Source organism: Lysobacter sp. HA35, from assembly GCF_054061195.1.
Genome location: NZ_JBSSDY010000001.1, coordinates 3,017,324 through 3,042,497 on the forward strand (window position 1 = coordinate 3,017,324; position 25,174 = coordinate 3,042,497).

General features: G+C 66.0%; 23 protein-coding genes. 15 read left to right on the forward strand and 8 right to left on the reverse strand.

The features are described from left to right. Positions 1-12: 12 nt before the first annotated feature. Positions 13-1,419: a VgrG-related protein gene (locus ACVWZN_RS14710; RefSeq protein WP_456954457.1), complete on the forward strand. Its 1,407-nt coding sequence runs from the start codon at positions 13-15 to the stop codon at positions 1,417-1,419. A 246-nt stretch (positions 1,420-1,665) separates the two neighbouring features. Here ACVWZN_RS14710 and ACVWZN_RS14715 read toward each other — a convergent pair whose 3' ends face one another. Continuing rightward, positions 1,666-3,579: a M14 family zinc carboxypeptidase gene (locus ACVWZN_RS14715; RefSeq protein WP_456954458.1), complete on the reverse strand. Its 1,914-nt coding sequence runs from the start codon at positions 3,577-3,579 to the stop codon at positions 1,666-1,668. 433 nt (positions 3,580-4,012) lie between these two features. Next, positions 4,013-4,612: a hypothetical protein gene (locus ACVWZN_RS14720; protein WP_456954459.1), complete on the reverse strand. Its 600-nt coding sequence runs from the start codon at positions 4,610-4,612 to the stop codon at positions 4,013-4,015. A gap of 332 nt (positions 4,613-4,944) precedes the next feature. On the opposite strand from ACVWZN_RS14720, the gene ACVWZN_RS14725 reads away from it, so the two are divergent. The 5 genes from ACVWZN_RS14725 to ACVWZN_RS14745 all read left to right on the forward strand — a co-directional run bounded on the left by ACVWZN_RS14725 (position 4,945) and on the right by ACVWZN_RS14745 (position 9,272). Next, positions 4,945-5,730, forward strand: coding sequence for a PhzF family phenazine biosynthesis protein (locus ACVWZN_RS14725; protein ID WP_456954460.1), 786 nt, complete (start codon positions 4,945-4,947; stop codon positions 5,728-5,730). Next, positions 5,727-5,903, forward strand: coding sequence for a GFA family protein (locus tag ACVWZN_RS14730; protein WP_456954461.1), 177 nt, complete (start codon positions 5,727-5,729; stop codon positions 5,901-5,903). The genes ACVWZN_RS14725 and ACVWZN_RS14730 overlap by 4 nt, the downstream gene beginning before the upstream one ends. A gap of 375 nt (positions 5,904-6,278) precedes the next feature. Beyond that, positions 6,279-6,938, forward strand: a complete 660-nt coding sequence (locus ACVWZN_RS14735; protein WP_456954462.1) for an MAPEG family protein — start codon at positions 6,279-6,281, stop codon at positions 6,936-6,938. Between the two features lie 120 nt (positions 6,939-7,058). Next, positions 7,059-7,328 carry a hypothetical protein gene (locus ACVWZN_RS14740; RefSeq protein WP_456954463.1) on the forward strand — a complete coding sequence of 90 codons (270 nt, stop codon included), beginning with the start codon at positions 7,059-7,061 and terminating at the stop codon, positions 7,326-7,328. 255 nt (positions 7,329-7,583) lie between these two features. Continuing rightward, positions 7,584-9,272, forward strand: coding sequence for a diguanylate cyclase (locus ACVWZN_RS14745; RefSeq protein ID WP_456954464.1), 1,689 nt, complete (start codon positions 7,584-7,586; stop codon positions 9,270-9,272). 21 nt (positions 9,273-9,293) lie between these two features. On the opposite strand, the gene ACVWZN_RS14750 is transcribed toward ACVWZN_RS14745, so the two are convergent. After that, entirely contained in the window at positions 9,294-10,538 is a 1,245-nt protein-coding gene (locus tag ACVWZN_RS14750) for a hypothetical protein (RefSeq protein WP_456954465.1), read from the reverse strand. Positions 10,539-10,706: 168 nt separating this feature from the next. Between ACVWZN_RS14750 and ACVWZN_RS14755 the strand changes: the two genes are divergently transcribed. The 6 genes from ACVWZN_RS14755 (at position 10,707) to ACVWZN_RS14780 (ending at position 17,203) form a co-directional block, all read left to right on the forward strand. Further along, positions 10,707-10,997 (forward strand): hypothetical protein, encoded by a 291-nt coding sequence (locus ACVWZN_RS14755; RefSeq protein WP_456954466.1) that lies wholly within the window; start codon positions 10,707-10,709, stop codon positions 10,995-10,997. 249 nt (positions 10,998-11,246) lie between these two features. Further along, positions 11,247-12,311, forward strand: coding sequence for a hypothetical protein (locus ACVWZN_RS14760; RefSeq protein ID WP_456954467.1), 1,065 nt, complete (start codon positions 11,247-11,249; stop codon positions 12,309-12,311). A gap of 282 nt (positions 12,312-12,593) precedes the next feature. Then, complete coding sequence (locus ACVWZN_RS14765) at positions 12,594-13,073, forward strand: prepilin-type N-terminal cleavage/methylation domain-containing protein (RefSeq protein ID WP_456954468.1); 480 nt, start codon at positions 12,594-12,596, stop codon at positions 13,071-13,073. Positions 13,074-13,080: 7 nt separating this feature from the next. After that, complete coding sequence (locus tag ACVWZN_RS14770) at positions 13,081-15,711, forward strand: putative bifunctional diguanylate cyclase/phosphodiesterase (protein ID WP_456954469.1); 2,631 nt, start codon at positions 13,081-13,083, stop codon at positions 15,709-15,711. 183 nt (positions 15,712-15,894) lie between these two features. Next, the gene (locus ACVWZN_RS14775) at positions 15,895-16,569 is read left to right on the forward strand and encodes a DsbA family oxidoreductase (RefSeq protein WP_456954470.1); all 675 of its coding nucleotides are present in this window, start codon (positions 15,895-15,897) and stop codon (positions 16,567-16,569) included. 91 nt (positions 16,570-16,660) lie between these two features. Then, positions 16,661-17,203 (forward strand): DUF2058 domain-containing protein, encoded by a 543-nt coding sequence (locus tag ACVWZN_RS14780; RefSeq protein ID WP_456954471.1) that lies wholly within the window; start codon positions 16,661-16,663, stop codon positions 17,201-17,203. Positions 17,204-17,455: 252 nt separating this feature from the next. On the opposite strand, the gene ACVWZN_RS14785 is transcribed toward ACVWZN_RS14780, so the two are convergent. Further along, positions 17,456-19,150 (reverse strand): hypothetical protein, encoded by a 1,695-nt coding sequence (locus ACVWZN_RS14785; RefSeq protein ID WP_456954472.1) that lies wholly within the window; start codon positions 19,148-19,150, stop codon positions 17,456-17,458. Between the two features lie 191 nt (positions 19,151-19,341). Here ACVWZN_RS14785 and ACVWZN_RS14790 point away from each other — a divergent pair, with 191 nt between their 5' ends. Continuing rightward, on the forward strand, positions 19,342-19,899 hold the full coding sequence (locus ACVWZN_RS14790) for a YaeQ family protein (protein ID WP_456954473.1): 558 nt from the start codon (positions 19,342-19,344) through the stop codon (positions 19,897-19,899). A 27-nt stretch (positions 19,900-19,926) separates the two neighbouring features. Here ACVWZN_RS14790 and ACVWZN_RS14795 read toward each other — a convergent pair whose 3' ends face one another. Further along, positions 19,927-20,463, reverse strand: a complete 537-nt coding sequence (locus tag ACVWZN_RS14795) for a DUF1579 family protein (RefSeq protein WP_456954474.1) — start codon at positions 20,461-20,463, stop codon at positions 19,927-19,929. A 168-nt stretch (positions 20,464-20,631) separates the two neighbouring features. On the opposite strand from ACVWZN_RS14795, the gene ACVWZN_RS14800 reads away from it, so the two are divergent. Further along, the gene (locus tag ACVWZN_RS14800; protein WP_456954475.1) at positions 20,632-21,519 is read left to right on the forward strand and encodes a helix-turn-helix domain-containing protein; all 888 of its coding nucleotides are present in this window, start codon (positions 20,632-20,634) and stop codon (positions 21,517-21,519) included. A 104-nt stretch (positions 21,520-21,623) separates the two neighbouring features. Here ACVWZN_RS14800 and ACVWZN_RS14805 read toward each other — a convergent pair whose 3' ends face one another. Together ACVWZN_RS14805 and ACVWZN_RS14810 are read right to left on the reverse strand one after the other, a co-directional pair. After that, the gene (locus ACVWZN_RS14805; protein ID WP_456954476.1) at positions 21,624-22,886 is read right to left on the reverse strand and encodes an amidohydrolase family protein; all 1,263 of its coding nucleotides are present in this window, start codon (positions 22,884-22,886) and stop codon (positions 21,624-21,626) included. 149 nt (positions 22,887-23,035) lie between these two features. Beyond that, positions 23,036-23,965, reverse strand: coding sequence for a DUF72 domain-containing protein (locus ACVWZN_RS14810; protein ID WP_456954477.1), 930 nt, complete (start codon positions 23,963-23,965; stop codon positions 23,036-23,038). A gap of 201 nt (positions 23,966-24,166) precedes the next feature. Between ACVWZN_RS14810 and ACVWZN_RS14815 the strand changes: the two genes are divergently transcribed. Then, entirely contained in the window at positions 24,167-24,397 is a 231-nt protein-coding gene (locus ACVWZN_RS14815; protein ID WP_456954478.1) for a hypothetical protein, read from the forward strand. Between the two features lie 142 nt (positions 24,398-24,539). Here ACVWZN_RS14815 and ACVWZN_RS14820 read toward each other — a convergent pair whose 3' ends face one another. Further along, entirely contained in the window at positions 24,540-25,133 is a 594-nt protein-coding gene (locus tag ACVWZN_RS14820) for an acyl carrier protein phosphodiesterase (protein WP_456954479.1), read from the reverse strand. Positions 25,134-25,174: the final 41 nt, after the last annotated feature.

Here is a 25,174-nt window from a genome sequence, read left to right on the forward strand (position 1 = left end):
AGGGAATGACCTATGAACAAGGACGACGCTGAAAAGTTGATGCGCGGTTGGCATCTTGGCCAAACATCCGCTCGCTATGAATCGTCCGGCGGCGGCGCAGGGACCATCGCGCATGTGCCGGGAGATCACGGAGGGGCATCGTACGGCGAGTATCAGCTTTCAAGTCGTGCCGGCACGCTGCGCGAATATCTAGACCAGTCTCCCTACCGCGAAAAATTCGCTGGACTGGTGCCTGGGTCGCCACCGTTCGACAACAAGTGGCGCGAGGTCGCGCGTACCGACCCGAATTTTGGGGCCGACCAACACCGGTTCATCGGTCGAAGCCACTACGGCGATCAGATGCATCGCTTGCAGGCCCATGGCGTCGATCTCTCCCAGCGCGGACCCGCCGTGCAGGATTGCATCTGGAGCACGGCGGTCCAGATGCGGGCGCTCACCCCGCGAGTCGTCGAACGCGGATTGAAGGAGGCGTTCGGGCCGCAGGTGGATGTCCAGACACTGTCCGATCGGCAAATCGTAGAAGCGGTTCAGGACTACAAGATTCGCCATAACGCGGAGATCTTTTCGAAATCGCCGACGCTGTGGAACGGCCTACTCCGGCGCGCGCACGCCGAGCGCGAGGACCTCGTAAAGCTCGCTGACGCGGCGGCACTAGCGCCGCACGCGCGTGGGCAAGAGCCGACGCATGTGCCGGACGCGCACACTCCCAAGACGCATCCGTCGACCCATGGGCCACACGGTGCTCCGCAGCATCTGCCGCACGCGCATGACAATGCGCTGATGCACGCGCAGATCGCGCTATCGCATCTCGGCTACACCGGTGCCGATGGTCGCGCGCTCGACATCGATGGACGCCCGGGTCGAAACACGCACCATGCCCTTTCCCAATTCCAGCGCGATCAGGGGCTGCGCGTGACGGGCCAACTTGATCCTGCCTCCCGTGCATCGCTGCAGGCGGCCGACCTGACCATGGCCAGCTCAACGCACCCGGCACACGACCTTTTCCAACAGTCGATCACCGCCGTCCTGGCGGCTGAGCGGGAGCGGGGCACGGCGACAGGACGTCACTCCATCGCGTTGGCCGGTGTCGTGGCCGCCGAGGCCGCGCGGGCTGGCCTCACGCACATTGATCGCGTCGAAATCGGTTCCAACGGTCGGTTTGCGCGGGGGAGTGCAATTTGCCGCCGCAGGCGATATTCCGCTGTTCAACTCGACAACCGGCAGCATAGAAACGCGCGCTGCGGTCCAGAGATCCTTGGCCGCAAGCAGCAACGAAGCGGCGGGTTTGCAACAGCAACACGCGTCAATCGCAGAACATCAGCAACGCCATGCCGCTCCGATGCGCGCATCTGTGTTGTAGACGTCGCCAGGAAACGGGAACTGCATGCGGTCGCGGCTAGACGTGGCCAGGTGCGATAAGGGCGAGTTCCATCTTCCACTTCGTCGTGATGCGCGAACGTTACCGACGAGCGGCCGCGTCCGGCGGCCCCGGCCCGTTGAAGCAAGCGTCGTGTTCTTGCCGGTCGGTGAAGTGCCGACTAGCCTCACGTCCGGCATGGACGCGGCACCGACGCCGAAGACGTCTGCATCGCAATGTCCACGCACTAAACAAAAGGCCCCGGAGGAACGGGGCCTTTTGCTTTAGTGACACCGCACCCGATCACATCACGGCGGGCAAGTCTTCAACATCGCGATCGCGGCCTTGACGCCGGTGTCGGCTACTGCGTCGCGCAGGGCCGCGGTCTGCGGGTTGAAGTCGTTCTGGATCGGCCCGACGGGGCAACTGCCGCGCTCCGGTGACGAGAACTCCTCGATCAGCGTGCCGAACGTGTGGCCGTCCTTGTAGAACCAGTCGTTGGAATCGCCGTAGACCATGTAATGCGGTGTTGCGCAGCCGTCGACGACGCCGACCGTGGCGTAATCGTCCTGCACGTCGGTGTAGCTGGCGGCGGTGGCCATCGCCTTGGTCAGTTTGTCGAACGGCGCGACGTCGGGCGGGTTGAGGTTGGTCGAGGGCGGCACCGCGACGTGGCCCATCGGGTGCCCGACCACGCCGCCGTAGCTGTGCCACGACAGCATGCAGGCCAGGCCGTCGACCTCGCGCTTGTTGCGCGTCAGGAACTGGTTGTGCGCGAGGCCACGCACGGCCTGCGTTTCCACTTCGGAGAACGGTGAGGGGCCGGGGTAGGTGTCGTTGTCGGGTACCAGGTTGCCGGCGGCATCGACGCCGCTCATGCCCATGTCAGGTAGCGACATGCGCTGTGCCTGCGTGAACGTCGACGGATGTCCGAAAGCGTAGTTGCGGTTGAGGTCGATGCCGCAGCGCTTCTGCCCCTCGATCAGGCGCGTGTTCTTGCGCCAGTCGACCTGGTTGGCGACCGCGCGGTCGTAGCCGTTGGGGTTGACCACCGGGATCACCCAGATCTCGCGCGAGTCCACCAGCTTGGTGATCGTGCTGTTGCTGCCGTAGCCGTCGGTCAACGCGTGCAGCAGGCGCATCGTCTGGTAGGCGGTGATCAGCTCGCGCGCATGGTGCACGCCGAGAAACGCGACTTCGGGCTCGGGATCGTTCTGTTGTGGATTTTTCGACACCTTGACCGCGTAGATCGTGCGCCCGACACGTCGTTTGCCGTCGCAGCTGTCGATGGTCTGCCCGGTCCAGTGGAACAGCCGCACCAGCGACGGATACGCCGTCGCGAGTTTGGAAAGCTCCTGCTCGATCTCGGTGTAGGTCTTGTAGATACCGGGCGAGTTGTGCGGGTTGTACAGCGCACGCTGCATCAACGCGGCGGAGGGCCGGATGCGCGGCGTGGTCGCCGTCACCAGCGGCGCGGTGACATCGGGATACGGCAACTGCTTCGCCAGCGTGGCGGGGAAGTCAGCGCCCTTGCGGATGCGAAGCAGCGCCTCCCCCATCGCCGGGCTGTAGGTCGTGCCCATCAGGTCGGCGAGCGGGCCTTTCAGCGGCTTGCCGACGGGTGACTGGTCCGCCGAGTAGGCCTGGAAGTCGCTGATGCCATCGCCGTTACTGTCGACCTTGCGTGGAGACGAGCCGAGGCGTTTTTCTAGCGAATCGCCGAGCCCGTCGAAATCCGCATCGACGGTTTTCTCGCGCGGATCGAAGCCGAAGTAGGCATTGATGACTTCATCGAAATCGCTCCAGCCGTCGCCATCGGTGTCGGCGGATGCGGAATCGGTGCCCAGCTCCGCTTCGCGCGCGTCGGTGAGGCCGTCGTGGTCGCGATCGGTGTCGGGCTTCGTCGGATCGAAACCGAACTCGGCCAGGCGATCTTCTACGCCGTCGGCATAACCGTCTTGGTCCGTGTCCGCCTGTTCCGGGTTGCTGCCGAGCTCGCGTTCGCGATCGTCGGGCACGCCGTCCTTATCGCGGTCAGTACCGGGAAGCAGCTGTCCGTTGCCGATGGCGATCGCACCCCACGCGGTCGAGCCCGGTGTATCGGCCGAGCGCGTCGGCGCGGGCGTGCAACCGTTGATGGCGGCGAGCCCAAGCAACGTGCACGTGGCGATCACGAGGATGCGCAGCGGCGGCGCGGGCAATGCGGGTGTGTTCGGCTTCATCGTGCATCTCCATTTGCGGCGAACGAGCGAATCCAGCGCTACACGCAGTGTTGCCCCCAACGCGACGCGCCGACCGACCGCTCGGCGGCGAGGGAGCTCTGCAGTGATGTGCGGCAAGCGGCAGGCGCGTGGTTTCGCTGCAAGCGGGCACGGCCGTGCGGCGCGTCGAGTGGGCGCGACGCTGTCGGAGTTGGTTGGGGGTTGGAACGTGGTTGCGGCTTACGACGCTACAGCGCGTACGAATGGGCCAAGTCGCATTCGCGCGTTCGTCGAACGTCATTGGTTCGACGAACTGATCGCGACCGCGAGCATCTTCGGTGCCGATGCATGGCTGCGGTCGTGTGCGTTGGCGATGTGGGCCTGAGCGGCTGATGCCCTCGCGAAAGCAGTCAATTGCATTCGCCACGTTGAGGGGCTGGGCCTCGGTGCAGCCTCAGGGCGCGGTCTTCAATTCGGCGACGAATGCTTCGGGCGTTTCGGCATCGACGATCTCCAGTGCACGCACCGCGCTCTTGAATGCGCGCGCCTTCACTCGCACGACGCGCGCGTCGTACTCGCTCTCCAGTCCGAGCCGGCGATATACGAGCTTCTCCAGCGCGAACAGATGCACGTGCGAAAGCGTTACGCCGTCCTCGGCCGCGTACTTGCGCAATAACGGCGTCGTAGCACCCGGTTTCGCGTCGATGATGTCGTTGATGTAGCGATGCGTGCTTTCGTGCCAGACGAGGTAGTTGAAGCCGGACATCGGCCCGACCACGCCGGCCACGGCGCCGCCGGCACCGGTGCCATTGCGTTGCAGACCTTTGACGCCGACCGCGGGCAGCGACGCCGCCGCACGTGTGAACTGCGCGACCGAGATCAGCAGTGGCGCGGAGTACGACGGCATGTCGCGGCAACCGTGCAGGGTCGCCATCGTCTCGTGGAATCGATACGGCTGACCCGTCAGTTCGACGTTCGCGACCATCAGGCTCGGGCCGGATGCCGCCCACGCCTGCCGGAACTCGCCCAGCCGCGCATCGATCTCGGCCAGCACCGCATCGTCAGGCTTATCGGTGGCGGACGACGCGCAATACCGCTCGATCAGCCCCCGAGTGGTTGAACGACACGACCGGCACCTGTGGCGGCGGAGCGATGGCGGCGGCGGCCGCAAGCAGCACGTAGAGCATTGCGATCTCCCCAACGCCGACGTCGCGTCGGCCGACCGGAAGTAGAGCACGGCGCCTCGCGCGCACCGTGCCTTTCGTCGCCGGCCGGGCCTGCGAAAATCGGGTCGCGTTCCATGTCCGCCGGGACCGCGACGTTTGGCCAACCTGCCGACCGCAAACGCGGATGTCATGATTCCGCGCGCTACTCGCCGAGGCGTCCATGCAAATCCCCTTCTACCAACTCGACGCATTCACGACGCAGCGCCTGTCCGGCAATCCCGCGGCGGTCATGCTGCTGGACGACTTCCTCGACGACATGTCGATGCAGGCGATTGCCGCCGAGAACAACCTTTCGGAAACCGCGTTCCTCGTGCCGCATGGCGACGACTACCGCCTGCGCTGGTTCACGCCGACCGTCGAAGTGCCGCTGTGCGGGCACGCGACGCTCGCGAGCGCGGCGGTGGTGATGGAACGGCTGGAGCGCGGCCGTGACGCGGTCACCTTCCACACCGCGAGCGGCGCGTTGAACGTGGTGCGCAGTGCGGCCGGCTATCGAATGGACTTCCCCGCGCGCCATGCGGTGCCGGTCGACATACCGACGGGTCTGGTGGACGCACTGGGCGTCGAGCCGATGGAAGTGCATGCCGATCCCTTCAACTACCTCGTGCTGCTCGACAGCGCGCAACGTGTGCGTGACCTGGTGTCGGACATCGCCGCATTGATCGCGCTGGACCGCAGCGGCGTGGTCGTCACTGCGCAGGGCGACGCGCCGTACGACTTCACCAGTCGCTACTTCGCACCGCGCAAGGGCGTGCGGGAAGACCCGGTCACCGGCGGCGCGCACTGCGGCCTCGCGCCGTTCTGGGCGGCGCGACTCGGTAAGCACGAGTTCCGCGCTTGGCAGGCCTCGCGACGCGGCGGCGAGATCGTCTGTCGCGTAGCCGGCGATCGCGTTGAACTCGAAGGCAGCTGCGTGTTCTACCTCGAAGGCAGAGTCACGCTATGACCCGCCGCGACGGCACGTGCCACTGCGGCGAAGTGCGTTTCTACATCGACGCGGACATCACCGAACTCACAACCTGCGACTGCTCGCTGTGCAACAAGCGCGGCGCATTGATGGGGAAGGTGCCGGAAGCCGCGCTGGCGATTACCGCCGGCGAAGAACGGCTCACGCTCTAACAATGGAACACGCGCCGCGCGAAGCATTACTTCTGCGACCGATGCGGCGTCTAAGTGTTCCACCGCAAACGCGCCGCGCCGGACCATTTTGGCGTCAACGTGTTGTGCCTCGATGGGTTCGACGTGACATCGGTGCCAGTGCGCGCGACGGAGGGCACTGGTATGACGATCGAGGATCCGCTCGCGCGGGCCGAGTGGCCCGGGCCACGTGTTGGCTGACCCCGGCGCGGGTCGCTGCCCGGTAAGGCGTCGGTTCGTTCGCCGCAGTCGATGATCGAAGGCGGGTTGTGTACGCGAACTGGGCGGATGCGCGCCCGCCGACGGTTGGCAACGACCGTGCACGGCTCGTCGATGGCCGAGGGCTATGCTTGTCTCATGCAGACGCGCACTCCCGTTCCTGAAGTGACGACAGCTGGAGCCGACTGGCGAGCGCAACGCCGCGCGGGCATCCGCGCGATCGGCGCTGGGATGGTGGTGGCCGCGCTTATGTGGTCGGCGGTGCGGTGGGGCGCGCCCGTGATTGCAGGCATGGACTCGGTGCAGGCGCGGCTGCTCTTCGCCTTCAAGGGCTGGTGTCTCGCAGTGCTGTTCTGCCTGGTCACAGGCATCGAAGCCGTAGCCCACGAACGATTGCAGTCAGCCGCCTTCGACCCACTCGCGGGTGTGCAGACGCGGCGCCTGCAGGTGAATCAGCGCTACTTGCAGAACACGCTGGAGCAGCTTGCCGTGTTCACCGCCGGATTGTTCGGGCTGGCGTACTACAGCGACGGCGGTGACGCGATGCGTGCGGTCCTGGCGACGGTCGTGGTCTGGATTGCGGCACGGCTCGCGTTCTGGATCGGGTACCACCGCAGCGCGGCGCTTCGAGGCTTGGGTGCGCCCGGCATGTTCCTCGCCCTGCTCATGCTGCTGTACGTCGCCGCGCGCGTTGGACGCGACGTCGCTGGCGTACCTGGCGCAGTTGCGGTCGTCGCCGCTTTCTTGGCATTCGAAGCCGTGTTGTTTCGCACGACACGCGGAAACGGCGCGGCCTGAACATCGACACGGGCATTACGAGTGTTTGAAAGACCCGGTTGCGTCTGAGAACACCGCAGTTTCGGAGAAGAACGGGCGATCCGGCGTTGCTACAAAGAACGCCTACTTCAAGGAGTCGCCATGAATCAGCATCCGAACATCGAAACGGGCTTTTCGATGCGCCTGGCATCGCTCGCGCGAAAGAGCCATCGCTGGCTATCGATCGTTTTCACTGCGACGGTTGCGCTGAACTTCGTATACCGCGCGGTGGCAGCGGGCGAGCCACCGGCGCTCATCACGTATGCGCCGCTGCCGCCGTTGTTTCTGCAGTTGGTGTCGGGTCTCTATCTCTTCGCCGTGCCGTACATGGGCAAGCGCACGTTGCGACATGCGCAGGCCGAACAGGCATGAGCCTGGATACGGGCCCGGAGTGGTTGATCGGGCCATGTCAGCGCTCATGCCCGCTGCGTCGGTGATCAGTCCATGCTCGATCGGCGTTTAGTCGGTCGACCTCAACGACTAGCGCGACGCGTTCTACCGCGAGGCCGGCACCGCCATCGCCGGCCGGGCGACGGCACCCGATAGCGACCCTCCACCAGCATCGGCACACCTTTTGCAAGCCTCCCTTGGCCGGCGCGCGCACTGCCGGCATGACTCGGGGGAACCATGTCTGCTGCCGCACATCATCGCGCCCGTATCGCCCTGCAGGCCGTGCTTTGGGCGGCCCTGTACGTCGCGGGCATCTGGTATTCGGACGTCTTCGTCATCGGGCCGTCGTACGTCACCCTGTTCTGGCCGGCGGCCGGCGTGGCCTTCGCCGCGGTGGTCGGCCGTGGCGCGTATTGGGCCGGCATCATTCCCGTGGCTGTCGTGGTCGCGCACGCGACATTCGCGCACGTGCCCGTCGCATTTGTGCCGTTTTCAGTCGCCAGCAACCTGCTCGGTGCGCTGGCGGCCGCGTGGGTCTGCAACACGTCGAGAAATCGACACTTCGACAGCGCCAACGCGTTGTTCCGCTTCCTGTCGGCTGCGATCACGATGGCCGTCGTGGCGGCCGCGGTCGGCACATCTGGACTCGCATTTACCGGCATGGTGAACACCGCGGCGGTCGCCAGCGCGTACACCAAGTGGGCGTTGGGCGACCTGCTCGGCGTGCTCTGCATCGCGCCGACGGTGATGTTGGCGTCGCAGGGCCGTGCGCTTGCGGCGGACGCACCGGATCGTCGCGACTACGCGGCGTCGGGCGAGAAGGTCATCTGGACGGTGCTGTACGCGGCGTCTTACGCGTTCGTGTACTGGGTCGGGCTGCAGAACAGCAGCTATGCGCTCGGGATGGTCGCGCTGCCACTCGCGCTGCTGTTGTGGAGCGCGTTCCGTTTCGAACGGCTGTGGACTGCGGTTGCGACCCTCAGCTCCGTGTTCGTCATCACGTCACTCACCGGTCTCGGGCTCGCCGCGTTCCAGGCGCCGCGCACGCTGCTCGACGTCATCCTGCTACTCGGTTTCCTCAACCTTTTCGCGACGTTGCCGCTGCTGCTGATGGTGTCCATCCATGCCCAGCGCGTCGATGCGCGCCGCGCATTGTTGGCGGCGGCGGATGCTGCGGCGCGCCAACAGGTCGAACTTGAGCGCCTGGTGGCCGAGCGCACGCGTCAGCTGGACGAAGCGAACCGGCAACTCGAGCATGCGAGCCAGACGGACGCGCTCACCGGCCTGCGCAACCGGCGATACATCGCGCAGCAGTTGCCATCGGATCTTGGCTTCTACTCGCGCGAGGCGGCCGAAGCGCACACGCCGCCGCACGCGCTGTTCTTCGCGCTGGTCGACATCGACCACTTCAAGCACATCAATGACACGTTGGGTCATCGCGCCGGCGACGAGGTGCTGCAGCAGTTCTCGTCGTTGTTGTCGGGCCTGGTGCGCGGCAGCGATTACGCCATTCGTTGGGGCGGCGAAGAATTCCTTCTCGTGTTGCGCCCGATGCCGAGCGAGCACGTCTCGACGATCGGTGAACGCATCTGCCAGAGCGTCGCCACGCACGCCTTCCACGCCACCGGCAGCCCGCCCTTCAAGCTGACGTGCTCCGTCGGGTTCGCCGAACTCAATCTGCTGGAACAGCAGACGCCGGTGACGTGGGAGCAGATTGTCGAGGTCGCCGACGCGGCGCTGTACTGGGTGAAGCATCACGGTCGCAACAGTTGGGCGGTCCTGCGCCCCGGCATGAACCACGACCTCGCGTCGCTCGCGACTGCATGTGCGGATGGCGCGGAGACGCTCGTGCGAAACAACGTCGGCGTGCTGCTGTCGGGGCCGTCGCCCGATGCGCAAGTTCGATCGGCCGACTGCGCCGTTTGAGGTCAGGCGGACAAGGATCGGCTAGTTCCAATCCTTGTCCGGCTGCGTCTGGTAACGCTTCGCCGCATCGATCACGTCCTGCAGTTCCACCGGATCGCTGAAAGGGTCCTCGTCGAGTTCGGTGACGCGGTTGAGTTCGCGCTGCCAGCGACGCAGTTCGTCGACATAGGGCGGGTAGGGCACGCGACGCAGGCGACCGCCGTCGTCCTCCACATCGCAGATGCCGTTGTGCAGCCATTCGCCGGTATGCCAGTCCGGCATGTCCACGGCGGGATACAGGCAGATGCCGTGCAGGTCGATACCGCGGTTCACGGCGGCCATCGATTCTTCCATGACGTCCTTCAGCCACGCAGGGCGACCATCGCGCAGGCCGCTGGTTTCCGAGATCAGCATCGGACGGTGGTAGCGATGCCACACGCGTTCGAGCATCGTGCACAGCGGTTGCACGCGATCGTCGCGCGCATCCAGCGCCATGTGCGGGCCGTGTTCGCGGTATTCCATCTGCCCGAACGAATAGCAGTTGGCGCCGACGATATCGAGGGTTTCCGGCGTACCGCCGAGTTCGGGATGCTTGCGGCCCGACAGCACGTCCCACGCGTAACAGGCGTCGTCGACCATCTCGCGTTCGGCGTCGTCGGCAAGATCGGGGCGATCGCGTGGCGGCACCACCTGGATCACTGGCTCGACATGGATCATGCGCGCGTCGGGCACGACCTCGCGTATCGCGCGCACGCCGGCGATCGCAGCTTCGCAGAGCACGTGTCGAAAGCGCAGCCGCGTCGCACGATCACCACCGAACGGCGCCACCCAACCCCATTCGCCGCCGCAGAAGCCCCAGAACGTGATCTCGTTGATCGGCGTGAAGTAGTGCGGCCCATGCACGCGCGGAGCCACGTACGCGGCGGCTGCACGACAGTACGACGCGAAGCGCTCGGCGAAACCGTAGCGGAACGGGTCGACGTCGTCCGGATAGCCGTAGTGGCAGAGGTCCCAGATCGGTAGCACCTGCGCGGCGTTCATGGCCTCGATCATCGGATCGACGTGGCTGAAGTCGTACTCACCACCGCGATCCACGAGCGGCCACGCAATGCCCTCGCGTGCGACCGCAATGCCCAGGCTGCGCAGGAACTGGTAGTCCTCGTGCGCATGCTCGCGATGTTGCGTCTCGTCGACCAGGTCACGACGCCCGCGCCCGCGCCATTCGAACGTCGAGCACTCGAAACCCGAGAGAAAAAACGTGGGAAACAGGCCGGGTCGCTGCGTCATCGGCATTGCCTGGTGGGGGCTGGCAACGTTCTAACGCAGACGGGATTCGCATGCGGCGAACGCGGCGTCCGCCTTTCACTTGGCGTCGACATGATCGACGCCGTTCCGCGAAGAGACAGGACACATGGGTTACTCCTGTCGCGCCACCACCGAAGACAGGAGTCCGCCATGTCCACCGACGCCAAGACGCCATTCGATCATGTCAATGACACGCTGACGCAGCTCAAGGAGATGCGTCACTACTCCAAGAACAACGTCGAACGCCTGACCACGCAGTGGCTGCTGTTCGACAGCGAGCTCAAGAAGCTCAAGCAGGCCGACCGAATCGAAGACCTGATGGTGCGCGCCGGCGAACTGCACGAGGCCGTGGAAGCGGAGATCGCCGAGCTCGAGGAGCTGGCGGTAACGTTAAGGCCGGTTGCCGAGGGTGCCGATGTCGCGAAGGGCACGATCCACTGATCGTCCCGTGTTGACCGCATCACGCGAAAGGCGCCGGAGACGGCGCCTTTTGTTTTGTGGACGGCTTGCGCAGGCGCGATGTCGTCACGACCGACAGCGCGCAATGTGCAATGCAATATCAGCGCGTCGCGACGGATGCCCGCGAACGGCACATCACTTTAGGCATATGTCGACGCGCCACGTCGCGCGTGCAAGATGCGCGGCACCGACCGGCAATCGCGGGTCGTAGCCAGGACGACGAAGGTGCCCATGACGCTGCAGATCGACCATCGCATCACTCTGTTTTCGCCCGGTGCCCTCGTCGGAAGCAGTCGCGGCTATCTCGGCGCGGTGTACCCGCTCGGCGACGGGTCCGTGGTGGTCCACCTGGCGGAATGTGTCGACGACAACTGGAGCACGTTGCTGCTCCACGCCGGCCCGGACTTCCGTCGCGAACTGGCGGTGCCCTCGGCCGTGCGCGAACGCGTCGAGGACTTGAGGCGCGACCCTGTCACCGAAAGCGCGACGTGGGGCGCCCCGATCTCGTTCAAGGTCGGCGAGCGCATCGGACTGCTGGTGACCGATCGCTGCGCGTGGGTGTTCGATCCTGTCGGCGGCGAGGAGCCGGTCGAGATCGCGATCAAACCGCTGGCGCTCGCCAACTGCATCAATGCGCCGCGCAGTTTCATGCCCGTTCGCGCCGGCCTGAGCTGCGACCATCGCGTGCCGGTGATCTTTCGCCATCCCGACGGTCGCGACGACTATCCGTGCTACCTGTCGACACTCGAAATCGACCTGCAGCGCCGCACGGGGCACTGGACGCTGCGCGCCGCCGACGGTCAGCCGGTCACCGTGCCGTATCGCGTCGACCTCGACGATTTCAACGGCACCGACGCCTATGCCGGGACGACGCTCGGCGATGTCGTCTGGCTCGGCGATCGCTTCCGCATCTTCACGATGGGCAACCGCACGCATTACGGGCGGATGGGTATGTCGCACGCCGCGGTGGTCGACACCGACCCCGACGGCACGAACCCGCGTTGCGTTCGCGAGATGGACGAGAGCTGCCACGGCCTGTTCTCTGCCGACGGTCGCCGCATGCTGCTGCTCCCGTTCTTCAAGAGCGGTGCGCGCAAGGGCAAGCCGTCGATCCTCGATCTCGAGGACGGAACCGAAACCGGCATCGCCGTCCGCGGACTCGCGACCTACCGCCCGCTGGCGGATCGCGACGGCGTGGTCTGGCTGGCGGGCAAGGGCAGCTGGTCGGACTGGTCGGCGCTGGTGCTTGACGCAGGTGGCGCGGGCGAGATTGTCGGGTGCCGCGTCGGTAGATAGTCTTCGCGCCTCGGCGATCGGACCTCGCTTCGGAACAACTCGAGTTGTCTGCGCCGCTGCCCAGCTCGGCCGTTACTCGCGCGCAACACCAGCAGGCAGTAAGTGGCCGACGGCCACGCTCGCGCATCGCCCCGAACCGTGCGCCGGTTCGCGGATCGCCCGACGGACGCGTCGGAAGATGGGGTCGAACGGCCTCCGGGGGGAAGGTCCACGCCAGCGCGTTGACGGCGCAGGTACGGTGCTTGCTTACTCTCCAGCAGACCGGCCGTGGCGGAGGACGACATGAAGGTGGGTCAGTTGACCCGGGCACCGTGGCGGTCGAGCGGTGGGCTGACGCTTCTCGAGCTGATGCTCGCGCTGGCGGTGGCTGCCGTGCTCGCCGTGATCGCACAGATGGGCTACAGCTCCATCGTCGAGAAGGGACGCGTCGCACATGCCAAGGCCGACATCGCCGAGTTCGACGTGCTGATCGAGCGCTACCGCACCGGGCATCGCGAATACCCCGCCACGATCGACGACTTCAACTACGACGGTCGTCTCGACCCGTGGGGTAATCCGTATCAGTACACGCTGCTCGCCGGGATCAACGGCCACGGCAGTGCGCGCAAGGATCACAAGCTGAACCCGCTCAATTCCGACTACGACCTCTTCAGCGCCGGGCGCGACGGCGTGTTCAAGACGCAGATCACGCAGAAGGACAGCCTCGACGACGTCATCCGCGCACGCACGGGCGCTTACATCGGCCTGGCCGCGGATTACTGACCGCGCGATGGCACACCGGTCGGGTCTACGCATCGAAGGCACGTGGCTGCGCAGCCGGCTCGCGCGCCGCATCTTCATCATGTTCTGCGCGATGGCGTTCGTCCCGGCCGCGTTGGTGTTCTGGCTGACGTGGCGACAAGCCGATCACGCGATCGACGTGTCCGAACAGCGCAACGTGCGCGCCGAAACGCGCTTCGTCGCGTTTACTCTGTTGAGCCGCCTGCAGAGCGCCGAGGCATTGCTGGCGCGCGCGACGGAGTCGGATGCAACGTCGCCATCGGGCGACGCGCGCGTGTTCGATGCCATCGTTCGCCAACCGCTCGGGCCAGGTATCGACGCATCCGCGTTGCCGCGACTGCGTGTCGCGACGAACACGGTGTCGCACCATGCGCGCATTGTCCTGCTCGCACCGCGAGGGGAGCCGGACGGCTCCGTGGTGCTCTACGCGGGCGCGCTGTCGCCGCAGTACCTGTGGCGTGCGGACGACGACGTGGTGGACGGTACGCGCGTCTGCGTGCGCTCCGAGGCCCAACCGCTGGGTTGCGAAGGCACGGTGACGCGCGGCATCCCCACGCTGCATGACGCATGGGACCTCGACCTGCGCGGCGAGTTCGGCGCTGCGCCCTGGCGCTTCGACGTCGAACGCGAAGCCGTGTCCGGCCGCGGCGTGCAGCTGCACTGGTTCGCGTTGCTCGCCGCTGGCGTCCTGTTGATGGCCATGCTGATGAGCCTGGTGCAGATCCGGCGCACGCTGGTGCCGCTCGAAGCGCTGATGGACCGCATCCGGCTGTTCTCGGGCTCGCACAGGGCGGCACAGCAGCAAGCACCCGACGAGCTGGCTGCGCTGTCGTCCACCTTCGATGACATGCAACAGCGCATCGGCGGGCAGCTCGCGCGCCTGCATGGATTGTCGGCGGTGGACAGCGGCATCGTGTCGCGCGAATCGCTCGGCGGCATCCTCCGCCGTGTCGCGATGCAGTTGCGCGCCTTGCCGGGCGTTGCGGACGCAGCGATCGCAGTCGATTCATCCACGGACGACGAGCCCGACGTCCATCTCGCGGACGCCGCGGGTACGGTGCTGAATGAAGAAGCGGTGCTGCAGTTGATCGCGTCGAAGGCGAACGACACGCCGGATGCGCATTGGCAGCGCCTCGCACCGGCGCACGGCGACGCAAGCGCGGCCTCGTATCGACTGCGCATCGGTCAGCGCGGTGAGCCGGGCGCGTGGGCCGTCATCGTTGCGGAGCCCGAACAGCTCGACGGCGAAACACTCGAGGCCGCACGGCAACTCGCCGATCGCGTTGCGATCGCACTCGCGCTCGATGCGCGCGAACATTTGCTCGTGCACCAGTCGCGACATGATGCGTTGACCGGGCTGCCGAACCGCCTGGCGGCCATCGAAGCGCTTGATGCGGCCATCGCCCGCTCCGCCGAATCGTTCGCCGTCATCTTCATGGATCTCGATCGGTTCAAATCGGTCAACGATGGCCTCGGGCACGCGCTCGGCGACGGCCTGCTTGTCGAGGTGGCGGCGCGTCTCCGCGGTGTGCTTCCGCCGGCCGACTTCGTCGCCCGATTCGGTGGCGATGAGTTCGTATTGCTGCTGCACGCCGTCGAACACCCGGACCAGCTCGACGGTATCCGCAGCCGCATCGATCAGGCATTCGCGACGCCTGTCGTGCTGGACGGACACGTCATGGCCATCCGCTACAGCGCGGGCGTCGCATTCCATCCGGCTGACGGAACGAGTGCGCACGACCTCGTGCGAATGGCGGACGTCGCGATGTACCGCGCCAAGCAGGAAGGCGGCGGTCGGTTCGCGGTGTATTCGGCGGGAATGAACGAAGCGGCGCGTGAGGAAGTGGAGCTCGTCGCCGCGCTGCGCATCGCACTGGCGCATGACGCTCTCGACGTGCATTACCAACCGCGCATCGACGCCGGCACCGGCGCATGGGCCGGCATGGAAGCCTTGGTGCGGTGGAACGATCCGCAACATGGGTACGTCCCGCCGTCGCGATTCGTACCGTTGGCCGAGCGCCATGGACTCATCGATGCGCTCGGTGCGTTCGTACTTCGCACCACGTGCACGCGCATCGCGTGCTGGCGCGCACTGGGGCTTGACCCCGGTCGCGTGGCGATCAACGTATCGAGCGAGCAATTGCGGGCGGGCACGCTGGTCGACGACATCGCCCAGGTGCTGCGCGCTACCGGCACGCAGTGGTCGGATCTCGAAATCGAAATCACCGAATCGCTGCTGATCACCGATGCGGAGACCAGCGCGAGCCAGTTGCAGGAACTCCGCGAGCGCGGCGTGCTGGTGGCGATCGACGACTTCGGCACGGGCTACAGCTCGCTCGCTTACCTCGCGCGGCTGCCGCTGGACACCATCAAGATCGACCGTGCGTTCGTCGTCGCATTGGACGAGCCGGCGACTGCATCCGTGGTGCGGTCGATCCTCGCGCTGGCATCCACGCTCGGCAAGCACGTGGTGACCGAAGGCGTCGAAACCGAGGCGCAGCTCCACGTGCTGCAGTCCTGGGGCTGCGACGTGTTCCAGGGCTACCTGTTCCATCGCCCCATGCCGGCGGATGGCATCCAGCGCTTGCTCGAGGCGTCGAAGGCTGCGACACACGGCTAGCGCTGCGTATCCACGGCGACCGACAGTGCTGGCAGCTCGCCTTCATCGCGGGTGGGCAGACTGTCGGCGATCCTTGAATGCCGCCGCGACCATGCCCGGTGGACGCGCACGCCGACAGACCCGGAGAGTCGCGTGTCGCACGCAATGCATGTCCTATGTGCCTCTTGAGTTGGAGTTCAACCGATGAGTACGCCATCCAGTGCGATCCCCATCCGCATCGACTTCGTTTCCGACATCGTGTGTCCGTGGTGCGCGATCGGGTTGGTGTCGCTGGAGCAGGCGATCGCTCGCGTCGGTGAAGAGATCGCGGTCGAGCTGCATGTGCAGCCATTCGAGTTGAATCCGGACATGGCACCGGAGGGCGAAGACATCGACGAACACCTCGGCCGCAAGTACGGGATGACGTCGGCGCAGCTCGAGCAGAACCGCGAGCGCCTTCGCGAACGCGGCGCTACGGTTGGTGTCGATTTCCGGATGGGCGCGAGAACGCGCACGTACAACACGTTCGACGCGCATCGGCTGCTGCACTGGGCCGCCAGTGAGGGCCGGCAGCTGCCTCTGAAGCACGCATTGCTGCGCGCCTACTTCACCGACGGAGAAGATGTCAGCGACCACGGGACACTCGCGCACATCGCTGCCGAGGTCGGGCTATCGACCGAGCGCGCGAACGCCGTTCTGGCCTCGGACGAATATGCCGACGAGGTGCGGGCGGACGAGCAGACGTTCCTGCAGGCCGGCATCAATTCGGTCCCGGCGATCATTCTCGACCGCGAATACCTGATCTCGGGCGGGCAGCCGGTCGAGGTGTTCGAGCAGGCGCTGAGACAGGTCGCGACAGGGCGGCGCGGCGGGGCGTAATCCGCGTCGTATGACCAGCGCTTCTCCGTCGCGTTACTGGCGGCAACCGTCGAGGCCGCGGCGCCGTGCGTCGCTGATCTAGACTGCGCGCATGCGAAATCCCCTACAGGACCAACTGCTCAAGGCCGGCCTGGTCAAGAAGTCCCAGGTCGCGCAGGTCGCGCGTGAGCAGGCCAAGCAGCGGCACGGCAAAGCGCCGCCGCCCACCAACGAGCAGCAGCTCGAAGCCGAACGCGTGCGCGCCGAACGCGTCGAGCGCGACCGTGCACTCGCCGCCGAGCGCAATGCGCAGGCACGCGCGCATGAGCAGCGTGCGCAGGCGCGGCAGATCGTCGAGGCCCAGCGCGTTCGGGTCGTCGGCGAGATCGATTATCGATTTCCCGACGGTGACGTCATCCGCTCGCTGCAGGTCGACGCCGCAACGCGCGCACAACTCGCGAGTGGCGCGCTTGTCATCGCACGTCTCGACGACGGCTATGCGCTATTGCCGCGTGCAGCTGGGGAAAAGGTGCTGGCGCGCGATCCGTCGATGATCGTGCTCGACCATGCGGTGGCTGTCGCAAGCGCCGCACCGGCCAGCGATGACGATGCGTATTACGCGCAATTCAAGGTGCCAGACGATCTTATGTGGTGAACGCGCTCGGTCACGGCGCGTCGTGGCGCATGCTTTCCACGAGCGAGCGCGTGGGGTATGCCGGTTGCGCCGCGCCTGACGCCGACACCTGGATCGGTCAACGCCAACGGTCATGCTGTCGTCGTAGATCAACACGCTGGCGTGCGTCAGGGGTTACTCGAGCTGCACGCGGGCACGTGTTGACCATTCGGCGTCAGCTCCCGCAGTGACAGGCGACGGCAACTAGCGCCGTCGCCTGCACGTGCAGCCGCGTTAAAGCCCCCGAACGCGCTCACCCATGACCTGGCGCAGCGTAGGCTCGCCGACCTGCGACGCCGCAGCGCGCTCGCGCCTGCCCACGGATTCGGGCGACGCGCCGATCGATCCTTCGCCGCGATCGACCACCGCACCCGTCTTGGCGTCGTACACGCGCGTCATCAGCCGCGCACCGTCGGGAAGCCGATCGCGGCGTGCGTCCGTCTTCAACACCTGCACGCGCAGTGGCTGGTCGCGTCTTGCGACTGTGCGCTCGCGCGAGATCAGCTGCGGTCGCTGATCGGGCGCGGCCAACCAGGTGGCGACGATGACTTCGCGTTCGTCGACGATCCAAAGACGCCAGTCGTCCCAGATCGGGATGACCACGATGTCGCAGTCGAGAAAAGCCGGGCCTTCACCGCGCTTGACGCGCCAGAGCTCGCGACCGTGCGTGTCGTCGGCAGCGCTGAAGAACAGCATGTCGTCGACCTGCACGCCGCGCGTTGGGAACGAGCCCGGTTCGGGCAAGCCCGTCGCCGGCATGATGTCGCGCAGCAGCGACGTGGTGCTGCCGTTGAAGATGTAGGGCTCGCTGTTCTGCCAGTCGTCGTAGAAGCCACTGAGGTACAGGAAGCTGCCCGTGTACGGCGTCAGGCCGCCTGCGCCCCAGGGAGCGCCTCCGGCGGCACCGCCCAGCGACTGGAGCGTGCTGCCGTCGTAGCGCTGGAGTCCGCTGCCGGTCGTGAAGTACAGCTTGCCCTTGAAGACGGTGAACTCCAGCGGCTGGCTGAAGGACCACGCGTTGGCCTGCAGGAACGCGACCTTGGTCGGTGCGCCGCTCCCGCTGTACTTCCACAATTCGTCGGAGACGTAGAGAGGATCGGCGGGCACCAGAACGCCGAAATACAGGGCATCGCCGTACACGCCGAGGTCGAATCCGTACGTTGTGAAGTTGCCGGTCGGTACGAGCTGCTTCACCAGCGTCATCGTCGAGCCGTCGAAGGCCCAGAGCCGATAGTCGGCACCCGTCGCCTTGACGAAGTACAGGCGGTTCTTGAACACCACGAACGGATGCGCGATGAGGTCGCTGGTCTCGATCCTGCCCGGCACGGCGTTCACGGCCGTGACCGCTTGCGCGCTCGTGCCGTCGTATCGCCACAGGCTCGGCACGCCGTCGGCGTAGCGGACGAAATACAGCTTGCCGGCATACACCGTGAGTGCGGTGATCTCGACGTTCTGTGCCGCAGACATCGGGTCGACCGCGATCGCGATCGCGCTTCCGTTGCTCATGTACAGCGCATCGTGATTCGCACTGCTGTGCGCCGCGAAGAACAGGGCACCGTTGTACGGGGCGAACGAATGGGGCGCGGAGCCGAACGCGCCGGGCACGAGATCCACGACCATCGACGGCGCGCCGTTGCCGACGCGCCAGAGCTCGGAACCGTGCGTGCCGTCGTCGGCCTGGAAATACAGGGTGTTGTTGAACTCCGTCATCAGCGAGTTGATGGAGGAGAAGCCGAGGATGGGATGGCTTGAACCCGCCGGGCCCGGATTGATGTCGGCGACCATGTCGGTGGTGCCTTTCCACGTCGATGGCCGGGCGTGGCAGTCACGCATCCAGTAGGCCTGCACGGGCGAGGCGAGAAGCAGGCTGCCGACCAACAGCGACAGCGTGGAAAAAAGCGCGCTAGGGCGCATCGGTGACGGGCGCACGGTGGAGTCCTCGTCGAACGCCGCGAAGTGCGGCCCGGCAAGGCTGGGCGCATCGGAAGCGACCGGGTGTGGGCGTTTGCGCCGTCGCGCGGTAGGACTTTTCCGTAGCCGATGAACGGGAGCGCGATGCCGATCGCGCGACGACCTAGAATGCCTGCCCGTCTCCACCCGGCCTCGCAGCCAGGAATTCCATGGCACCCAAGGCCACCGTCGTCAAAGCCGAGTTGCAGGTCAGCGACATGGACCGGCACTACTACGCGTCGCACAACCTCACGCTGGCGCAGCATCCGTCGGAGACCGAAGAGCGCCTGATGGTGCGGCTGCTCGCGTTCGCGCTGTACGCGGACGAGCGCCTCGAATTCGGTCGCGGCCTGAGCGATGAAGACGAGCCTGCGCTGTGGCGTCGCGACTACACCGGCGAGATCGAGCAGTGGATCGAACTCGGCCAGCCGGACGAGTCGCGCATCCGCAAGGCCTGCGGCCGCGCGCAGCAGGTGATCGTCGTCAACTATGGTGGTCGCGCGGGCGATGTGTGGTGGACGAAGAACGCAGCGACGCTGACGCGATTGAAGAACCTCACCGTCGTCGACATCGATGCCGAGAGCGTCGAAGCCGTGACCGCGCTGTTCGATCGCGGCATGCGCCTGACCGCGATGATCCAGGACGGCGAACTGCAGTTGATGGATACGACGCGCACTGTCGCGCTGCGGCCGACCGTGCGCATGGGGAAGCCGTTCGGCGCGGAGTAACGCGTTCGGTCGGCTCTACGTCGAGGCTCAGTGCCGCGAATACGCAAGCTCGACCACCAGCGCTTCCTTGCCCTGTCGCGCCTCGTAGTAACGCACCACGAAATGATCGTTGTCCACGCGCTGCAGTTCTTCGCGCGTTGGAATTCGGTGTCCGGCGCCGTCCGACATGTCGCCGCCCAGTCGATAGGTGCGATCGCGCGCGTCGTAGCCGCCGCGCAGCACCATCACTTCGTCGAGGTTGAGATCGGTCCAGGTCGCGACGTACGTGCGCGTGGTCGGGTCGTAGCCGATGTACCCGAGTGCCTGGAACGGCACGCGCGAGCTGACGCGCAGGTCCTGCTGCAGCTGCCGTCCACCGAGCACCATGTTGAACATCGCGGTGCCGAGGTCGGTCTGCGGCGCGCCGGGATGCAGCCATAGCGACTGTCGCACGGTCCACAGGCCGACGAGTTCGGCCAGTTGCCGATGTTGGGCGTCGACGACGGCGCCGCTGGTCGATGCGGGAGGCGGCGCATTGTCGACGCCGCGCGCAACTGCGTAGGGTGCTGCGAGGGTCAGGAGCAATGCGGATACTGCGACAGGTCGGTGCGTCATCGTGCGCGGTTCCGTCGGGTGACGGCCGCCATGCTCCGCCGCCGAGGGCGGCGATGCGCGCACGATCGGCCGCTGGCGGGCACGGAAGGATGACTTGTGGGACTTCTCGCGCAGGCGCCGCGGTTCGAAGGTGGCGCCATGAGCGATACGGGCAGGCCTGCGTGTTACCCGGCCCCTGCGGTAGCGGCGCGCCTCGGTGCGCCGGGCGGAATGTTGCCGTCGCTCGACGTGCTGGCCTCGCCCGTGCCGAGCGGCCGCTTCGATTCGCCGGTCGACCATCGCCACGTGCTCTGCCTGCATCTGGGTGAGCCGGTGCCGGTGACGTATCGCGCAGGTAGCCATGAACGTCGCGGCACGCGCGTGCACGGACAGTTCTGCGTGGTGCCAGCGGGCTCGAGCACGCGGTGGACATTGTCCAACCCGGCGACGTCGCTGCTGCTGCGCCTTGCCCCGACGGTAATGCGCGAAGCCGCGCAGTCAGTCGGACACGCGACCGCGGACCTCGCGCCCGCCATCCACATCCGCGACCCGCAGATCGAGCGTATCGGCTGGCTGATGCAGGCCGAGAACGACGACGGCTATCCGGCGGGGCGGCTGTTCGCCGACGGTCTGGCGTGCGCGCTTGCGACGCGGTTGCTGGCGTTGCAGCGCGTCGTGTCGAAATCGTCCTCCGACGCGAACCGCGCGTTACCTGCTTGGCGCTTGCAGCGAGTGATCGAATACATCGAGGCGCATCTCGACCGCGACCTGTCGCTCGCCGAGCTCGCCACGGTCGCGGGCTTCAGCGTTTCGCACTTCAAGCCGCTGTTCAAGAATGCGACCGGCATGACGGCGCATCGCTTCGTTATGGAACGCCGCGTCGAACGTGCGCGCGTGCACCTGATGCAGCGCGACGCAAGCATTAGTGACGTCGCGGCGCTCACCGGATTCGCGCATGCGAGCCACCTGGCGCGATGCATGCGGCGCGTGCTGGGTGTCACGCCGGCGCAGATCGCGGCGGAGTCTGGGCGACTCGCGCGGAATTGATCGCTTGCGATAACGGCGCACGCGGCATCACGTATATGACGCCGCGCACACGGACTGTGTCGTCGAGATAGGCGTGTGAAACCCCTATCGGTGACGCAACGCGCCTAGCGCGAACCTGCATTAGTGCTTGCTGCAGCCGCGCGGTGGATCACACGCCCCGCCCGCACAGTCATCTCGACACGATCGAGCGCCGTGACATCCACCGCGGGGTCGCCGTTCAACACGACAAGATCCGCATCCATCCCTTTTTCGACACGACCCTTGTGCGCCGCCTGCCCGAAGCGCTTGCTCGGCTCGGTCGTCAGGCTTGCGAGAATGCCGCGCCAATCCATTCCTGCAGCAGCCATGAGCTCATATTCGCGCAGCGGGTCGTACACGTCGGTGTAGCCCGAATCGGTGCCGAACAGCACCTGCCCGCCGGCGTCAAGGAAGCTCTTCGTCTGCTGCGATGCGGCGGCGAGCATCGAATCCTGCGCCCCGGCCGGCGCGCCTTGGCGACCGACCTCCACTTCGATCAGCGTCAACGTCGGGATCAGCGCCATGCGGCGGTCGACGAGCGTCTTCGTGAGCGACGCAGGCCACGGCCCGATATTCGGCGTCGTATGCGCGAGCACGTCCACGCCACTGTCGATCGACACCTGCAGCCCGGCGATGTCCGACGGATGCGCGAACGCCGGTTTGCCGCGACGATGCGCTTCGTCAACCACCGCGCGCGCGATCGGCGTCTTCATCGGCAGCACGCCGACGGCACCACCGACCATCGCGCCCGCGAAAATCTTCACGCCGTCGGCGCCTGCGTCGAGTTCGCGCGCCGCGCGTTGCGACGCTTCCGCTGCGTCCTTGACCTCGAACGTCGGGACCTTGAGCTGTTCGAGTAGACCTTTAACGTAGATCGGCGTGCCGTTCTCCGGAAAGAACGGTGCGTCGACCGTCAGGATGTGCGGGCCGGTGACTTCGCCGTGTTCGATGCGTCGACGCAGAGCGATCGCATCGCCGGGCAACGAGGCGATGTCGAACACCGTGGTGAAACCCCACTGCGTGAAGTTCGACTCGAGCGCGCTGGACAGCCCCGCGGCCGGCAACGACGCAGCGCCGCGGTAGGGCTCCGCGAGCAGATGCACGTGGCTGTTCCAGAAGCCCGCCACGATGACCTTGCCGCGTGCGTCGATGACGGTCGTGCCCTTGGACACGGAAACCTTCTTGCCGACCGCAGTGATCACGCCATCGCGGACGAGGACGGTCGCGTGATCGATCGGCTTTGCATCCGGCGCCGGGTACACCCTGGCGTCGACGAAGGCGAGGGAGTCGGCGTGCGCCGTGGTCACGGAGACCAACAGCATCGACAGGGCAAGTAGCGTCAAGCGCATGGAAACTCCGAAAGCCGCGATGGTGGACCAAGGGTAGCGGCGGCACGCTGGCTCCGCAGGCGCAAAGTAGGCATCAGGCGTGACGCGTTCTCATGGGCCGGAAGTTGGAGTGACGATGCGTCGCCGCTGGGCGTGTCGCGCCAAGGTCGCTACGCGTCCACCGCCGCCGACCGTGCATCACCGCCCAGAACCTTCATCAACGACAACCCATTGCGCTGCCCCTGATCGCCCTGGTTATTGTTGAACACGACATGCAGCTCCGCGACGCGTTGCGCAAGCTCGCGGATCGGTGTCGCGACTTCGGTCAGTTCCTCATCCGAATAGTCGTAGTCGAACCGATCGCTGGCGACGGTCGCACCCTTGATGTCCCACGTGGCGTGGTTGCGGCCATGCATGCGGACGATGGCGAGTTTCTGTGATGCGACGTCCCACACCTGAGGAATCGACTTCGCGCCGACCTGTGGTTCGTCAACGACCACATGCGCGACACCCAAGTCGCGTTCCATCGCGAGCGTGACGTCGTCATGGCGCCCGTCGTACCAGGTTCGGTTGCGGAACTCGAACGCAAGCAGGTAATCGGGAAGGCGGCCGACGCATTCCTCGAGATGCCGCTTCCAGTCGGGCGACGGCGTGACCCACGGGGCGAACTGGAAGTGCAGAGCCGTGAGCTTGCCGGCGTCGCGCAGAGGGCGCACGGCACGTTCGAAACGACGCCAGAGTTCGTCGCGCAGGCTGTCGGGCACGTCCTTGTAGTAGACGTTGCGCTTCTGCGCGAACAGCGGCGCGAGTTCCGTCGCAATGTCGGGCGGAAGCGCCTTCGCCGGCGTCTGATGGCCCGTGAGCAGGCGGAACGCCTTGAGGTTGAACGTGAAATCGTCGGGCGTGCGTTCGACCCAGAGTTGCGCGTTGCGTTCGCTCGGCATCGCGTAGTAGCTGGAGTCGACCTCGACCATCGGGAAGCGACTCGCGTAGAAGCGCAGGCGATCCTCGGCGGAGTTGCAGCCGCGCGGGTAGAAAAGTTTCGACTGGATCAGCGTGGGATCCGTCCAACTCGCCGTGCCGACTCGAATATGGGCCATCGAGAAAGCGTACCGCGGGCGGCGTGTAGATGAACTGGGCAAGCGTGCTTTCAGACGGGTCGCGACGATAGCCGGCCGCTGAACGCTGCGGCCGCCTAACGCAACCCTAATGCCGAGGTCACCTGTGCCAACGGCATCGCCGCGTAGCATTCGAATCGTCCGCAGTGCGGGCGATGTCGAAATGTCGATCCGGGAAGTCGCATGAACCGTAACGATCAGAACACGTCGAATCGCAACAGCAATCAGAACCTCGAAAGCGGCTCGCAGTCACGCCAGGCGTCAGGGCGAGACGACAGTAGCGTTTCGCAGCAGGGTTCGTCGCGACAGGGTTCGCAGCAGGGAGTGAGCCAGCAAGGCTCGGGCAAGAACAGCATGGGATCGAGTAGCCAGAGCGGTAGCTCGTCGTCCCGCGACGGCGGTTCCAACCGTTGACGAAGTGAAGTTGTAGTGCTCGGCAACGAGCACCGGGAAGAGGGTCGAGTGAAGCTTGAAGGGACAGCAGCCGCTGTCCCTTTTTTTTGCGTGTTCGTCGCGTCGCGATACGATCGTCAGACACCAACCTGTCGGTCTGGCTTTACGCAATGCGGGTGCGTTCGTCGACGACGAAGCGCTGAAGCTCGGCATAGAAGTCGTCGAACATCGCCTCCGCCTGCGGCTCGACGTCAACGAAATCGTCGAGCGTCGCGACGAGTCGATCGCCGTTGCGCGAAAGCCGATGTGCGATACGGGTGATCGCGCGGTCGACGCTTGCACGCTCGCGGTAACTGCCGAGCCAGTCGTTCTCGGCCATGCGTGGCGCAATGGCCTGCAATCGGGGCGGCAGGTCGGCGAAGCGCTCGCGCAACATCGAATACGCGCGCGTCGTAAACGCATCGAGCGGAATGTCGCTCCATCTCGACCAGCCACGCGCGAGCAGGTGATCGAAGTACACGTCGAGCACGATACCGGCATAGCGTCGCCGCCCGTCGGGAAAGTGCGCGCGTAGCTCGGTCACCGCGGGGTGCGTGTCGGTAAAGCGATCGACGCGCCGATGCAGCAGGATCTCGCGGCGCTCGACGTCGCCGTACCGTTCCAGCCCGCTAGACCCGAACGCGAAGTCGCCCAGCAGCGCGCCGAGCATCGCGGCATCGCTGTAACGGGCGAGGTGCATGTGGGCGAGCCAGTTCATGGGCTGCATCCGGGTTCGCGAAAAACCAGTCTGCGCGCGGT

What these genes read in the sequence shown, in the direction of transcription:
- ACVWZN_RS14710 (WP_456954457.1), top strand. Translation starts at nt 13, where the DNA reads ATGAACAAGGACGACGCTGAAAAGTTGATGCGCGGTTGGCATCTTGGC.
- ACVWZN_RS14715 (WP_456954458.1), bottom strand. Translation starts at nt 3,579, where the DNA reads ATGAAGCCGAACACACCCGCATTGCCCGCGCCGCCGCTGCGCATCCTC.
- ACVWZN_RS14725 (WP_456954460.1), top strand. Translation starts at nt 4,945, where the DNA reads ATGCAAATCCCCTTCTACCAACTCGACGCATTCACGACGCAGCGCCTG.
- ACVWZN_RS14730 (WP_456954461.1), top strand. Translation starts at nt 5,727, where the DNA reads ATGACCCGCCGCGACGGCACGTGCCACTGCGGCGAAGTGCGTTTCTAC.
- ACVWZN_RS14735 (WP_456954462.1), top strand. Translation starts at nt 6,279, where the DNA reads ATGCAGACGCGCACTCCCGTTCCTGAAGTGACGACAGCTGGAGCCGAC.
- ACVWZN_RS14740 (WP_456954463.1), top strand. Translation starts at nt 7,059, where the DNA reads ATGAATCAGCATCCGAACATCGAAACGGGCTTTTCGATGCGCCTGGCA.
- ACVWZN_RS14745 (WP_456954464.1), top strand. Translation starts at nt 7,584, where the DNA reads ATGTCTGCTGCCGCACATCATCGCGCCCGTATCGCCCTGCAGGCCGTG.
- ACVWZN_RS14750 (WP_456954465.1), bottom strand. Translation starts at nt 10,538, where the DNA reads ATGACGCAGCGACCCGGCCTGTTTCCCACGTTTTTTCTCTCGGGTTTC.
- ACVWZN_RS14755 (WP_456954466.1), top strand. Translation starts at nt 10,707, where the DNA reads ATGTCCACCGACGCCAAGACGCCATTCGATCATGTCAATGACACGCTG.
- ACVWZN_RS14760 (WP_456954467.1), top strand. Translation starts at nt 11,247, where the DNA reads ATGACGCTGCAGATCGACCATCGCATCACTCTGTTTTCGCCCGGTGCC.
- ACVWZN_RS14765 (WP_456954468.1), top strand. Translation starts at nt 12,594, where the DNA reads ATGAAGGTGGGTCAGTTGACCCGGGCACCGTGGCGGTCGAGCGGTGGG.
- ACVWZN_RS14770 (WP_456954469.1), top strand. Translation starts at nt 13,081, where the DNA reads ATGGCACACCGGTCGGGTCTACGCATCGAAGGCACGTGGCTGCGCAGC.
- ACVWZN_RS14775 (WP_456954470.1), top strand. Translation starts at nt 15,895, where the DNA reads ATGAGTACGCCATCCAGTGCGATCCCCATCCGCATCGACTTCGTTTCC.
- ACVWZN_RS14780 (WP_456954471.1), top strand. Translation starts at nt 16,661, where the DNA reads ATGCGAAATCCCCTACAGGACCAACTGCTCAAGGCCGGCCTGGTCAAG.
- ACVWZN_RS14790 (WP_456954473.1), top strand. Translation starts at nt 19,342, where the DNA reads ATGGCACCCAAGGCCACCGTCGTCAAAGCCGAGTTGCAGGTCAGCGAC.
- ACVWZN_RS14800 (WP_456954475.1), top strand. Translation starts at nt 20,632, where the DNA reads ATGAGCGATACGGGCAGGCCTGCGTGTTACCCGGCCCCTGCGGTAGCG.
- ACVWZN_RS14805 (WP_456954476.1), bottom strand. Translation starts at nt 22,886, where the DNA reads ATGCGCTTGACGCTACTTGCCCTGTCGATGCTGTTGGTCTCCGTGACC.
- ACVWZN_RS14810 (WP_456954477.1), bottom strand. Translation starts at nt 23,965, where the DNA reads ATGGCCCATATTCGAGTCGGCACGGCGAGTTGGACGGATCCCACGCTG.
- ACVWZN_RS14815 (WP_456954478.1), top strand. Translation starts at nt 24,167, where the DNA reads ATGAACCGTAACGATCAGAACACGTCGAATCGCAACAGCAATCAGAAC.
- ACVWZN_RS14820 (WP_456954479.1), bottom strand. Translation starts at nt 25,133, where the DNA reads ATGAACTGGCTCGCCCACATGCACCTCGCCCGTTACAGCGATGCCGCG.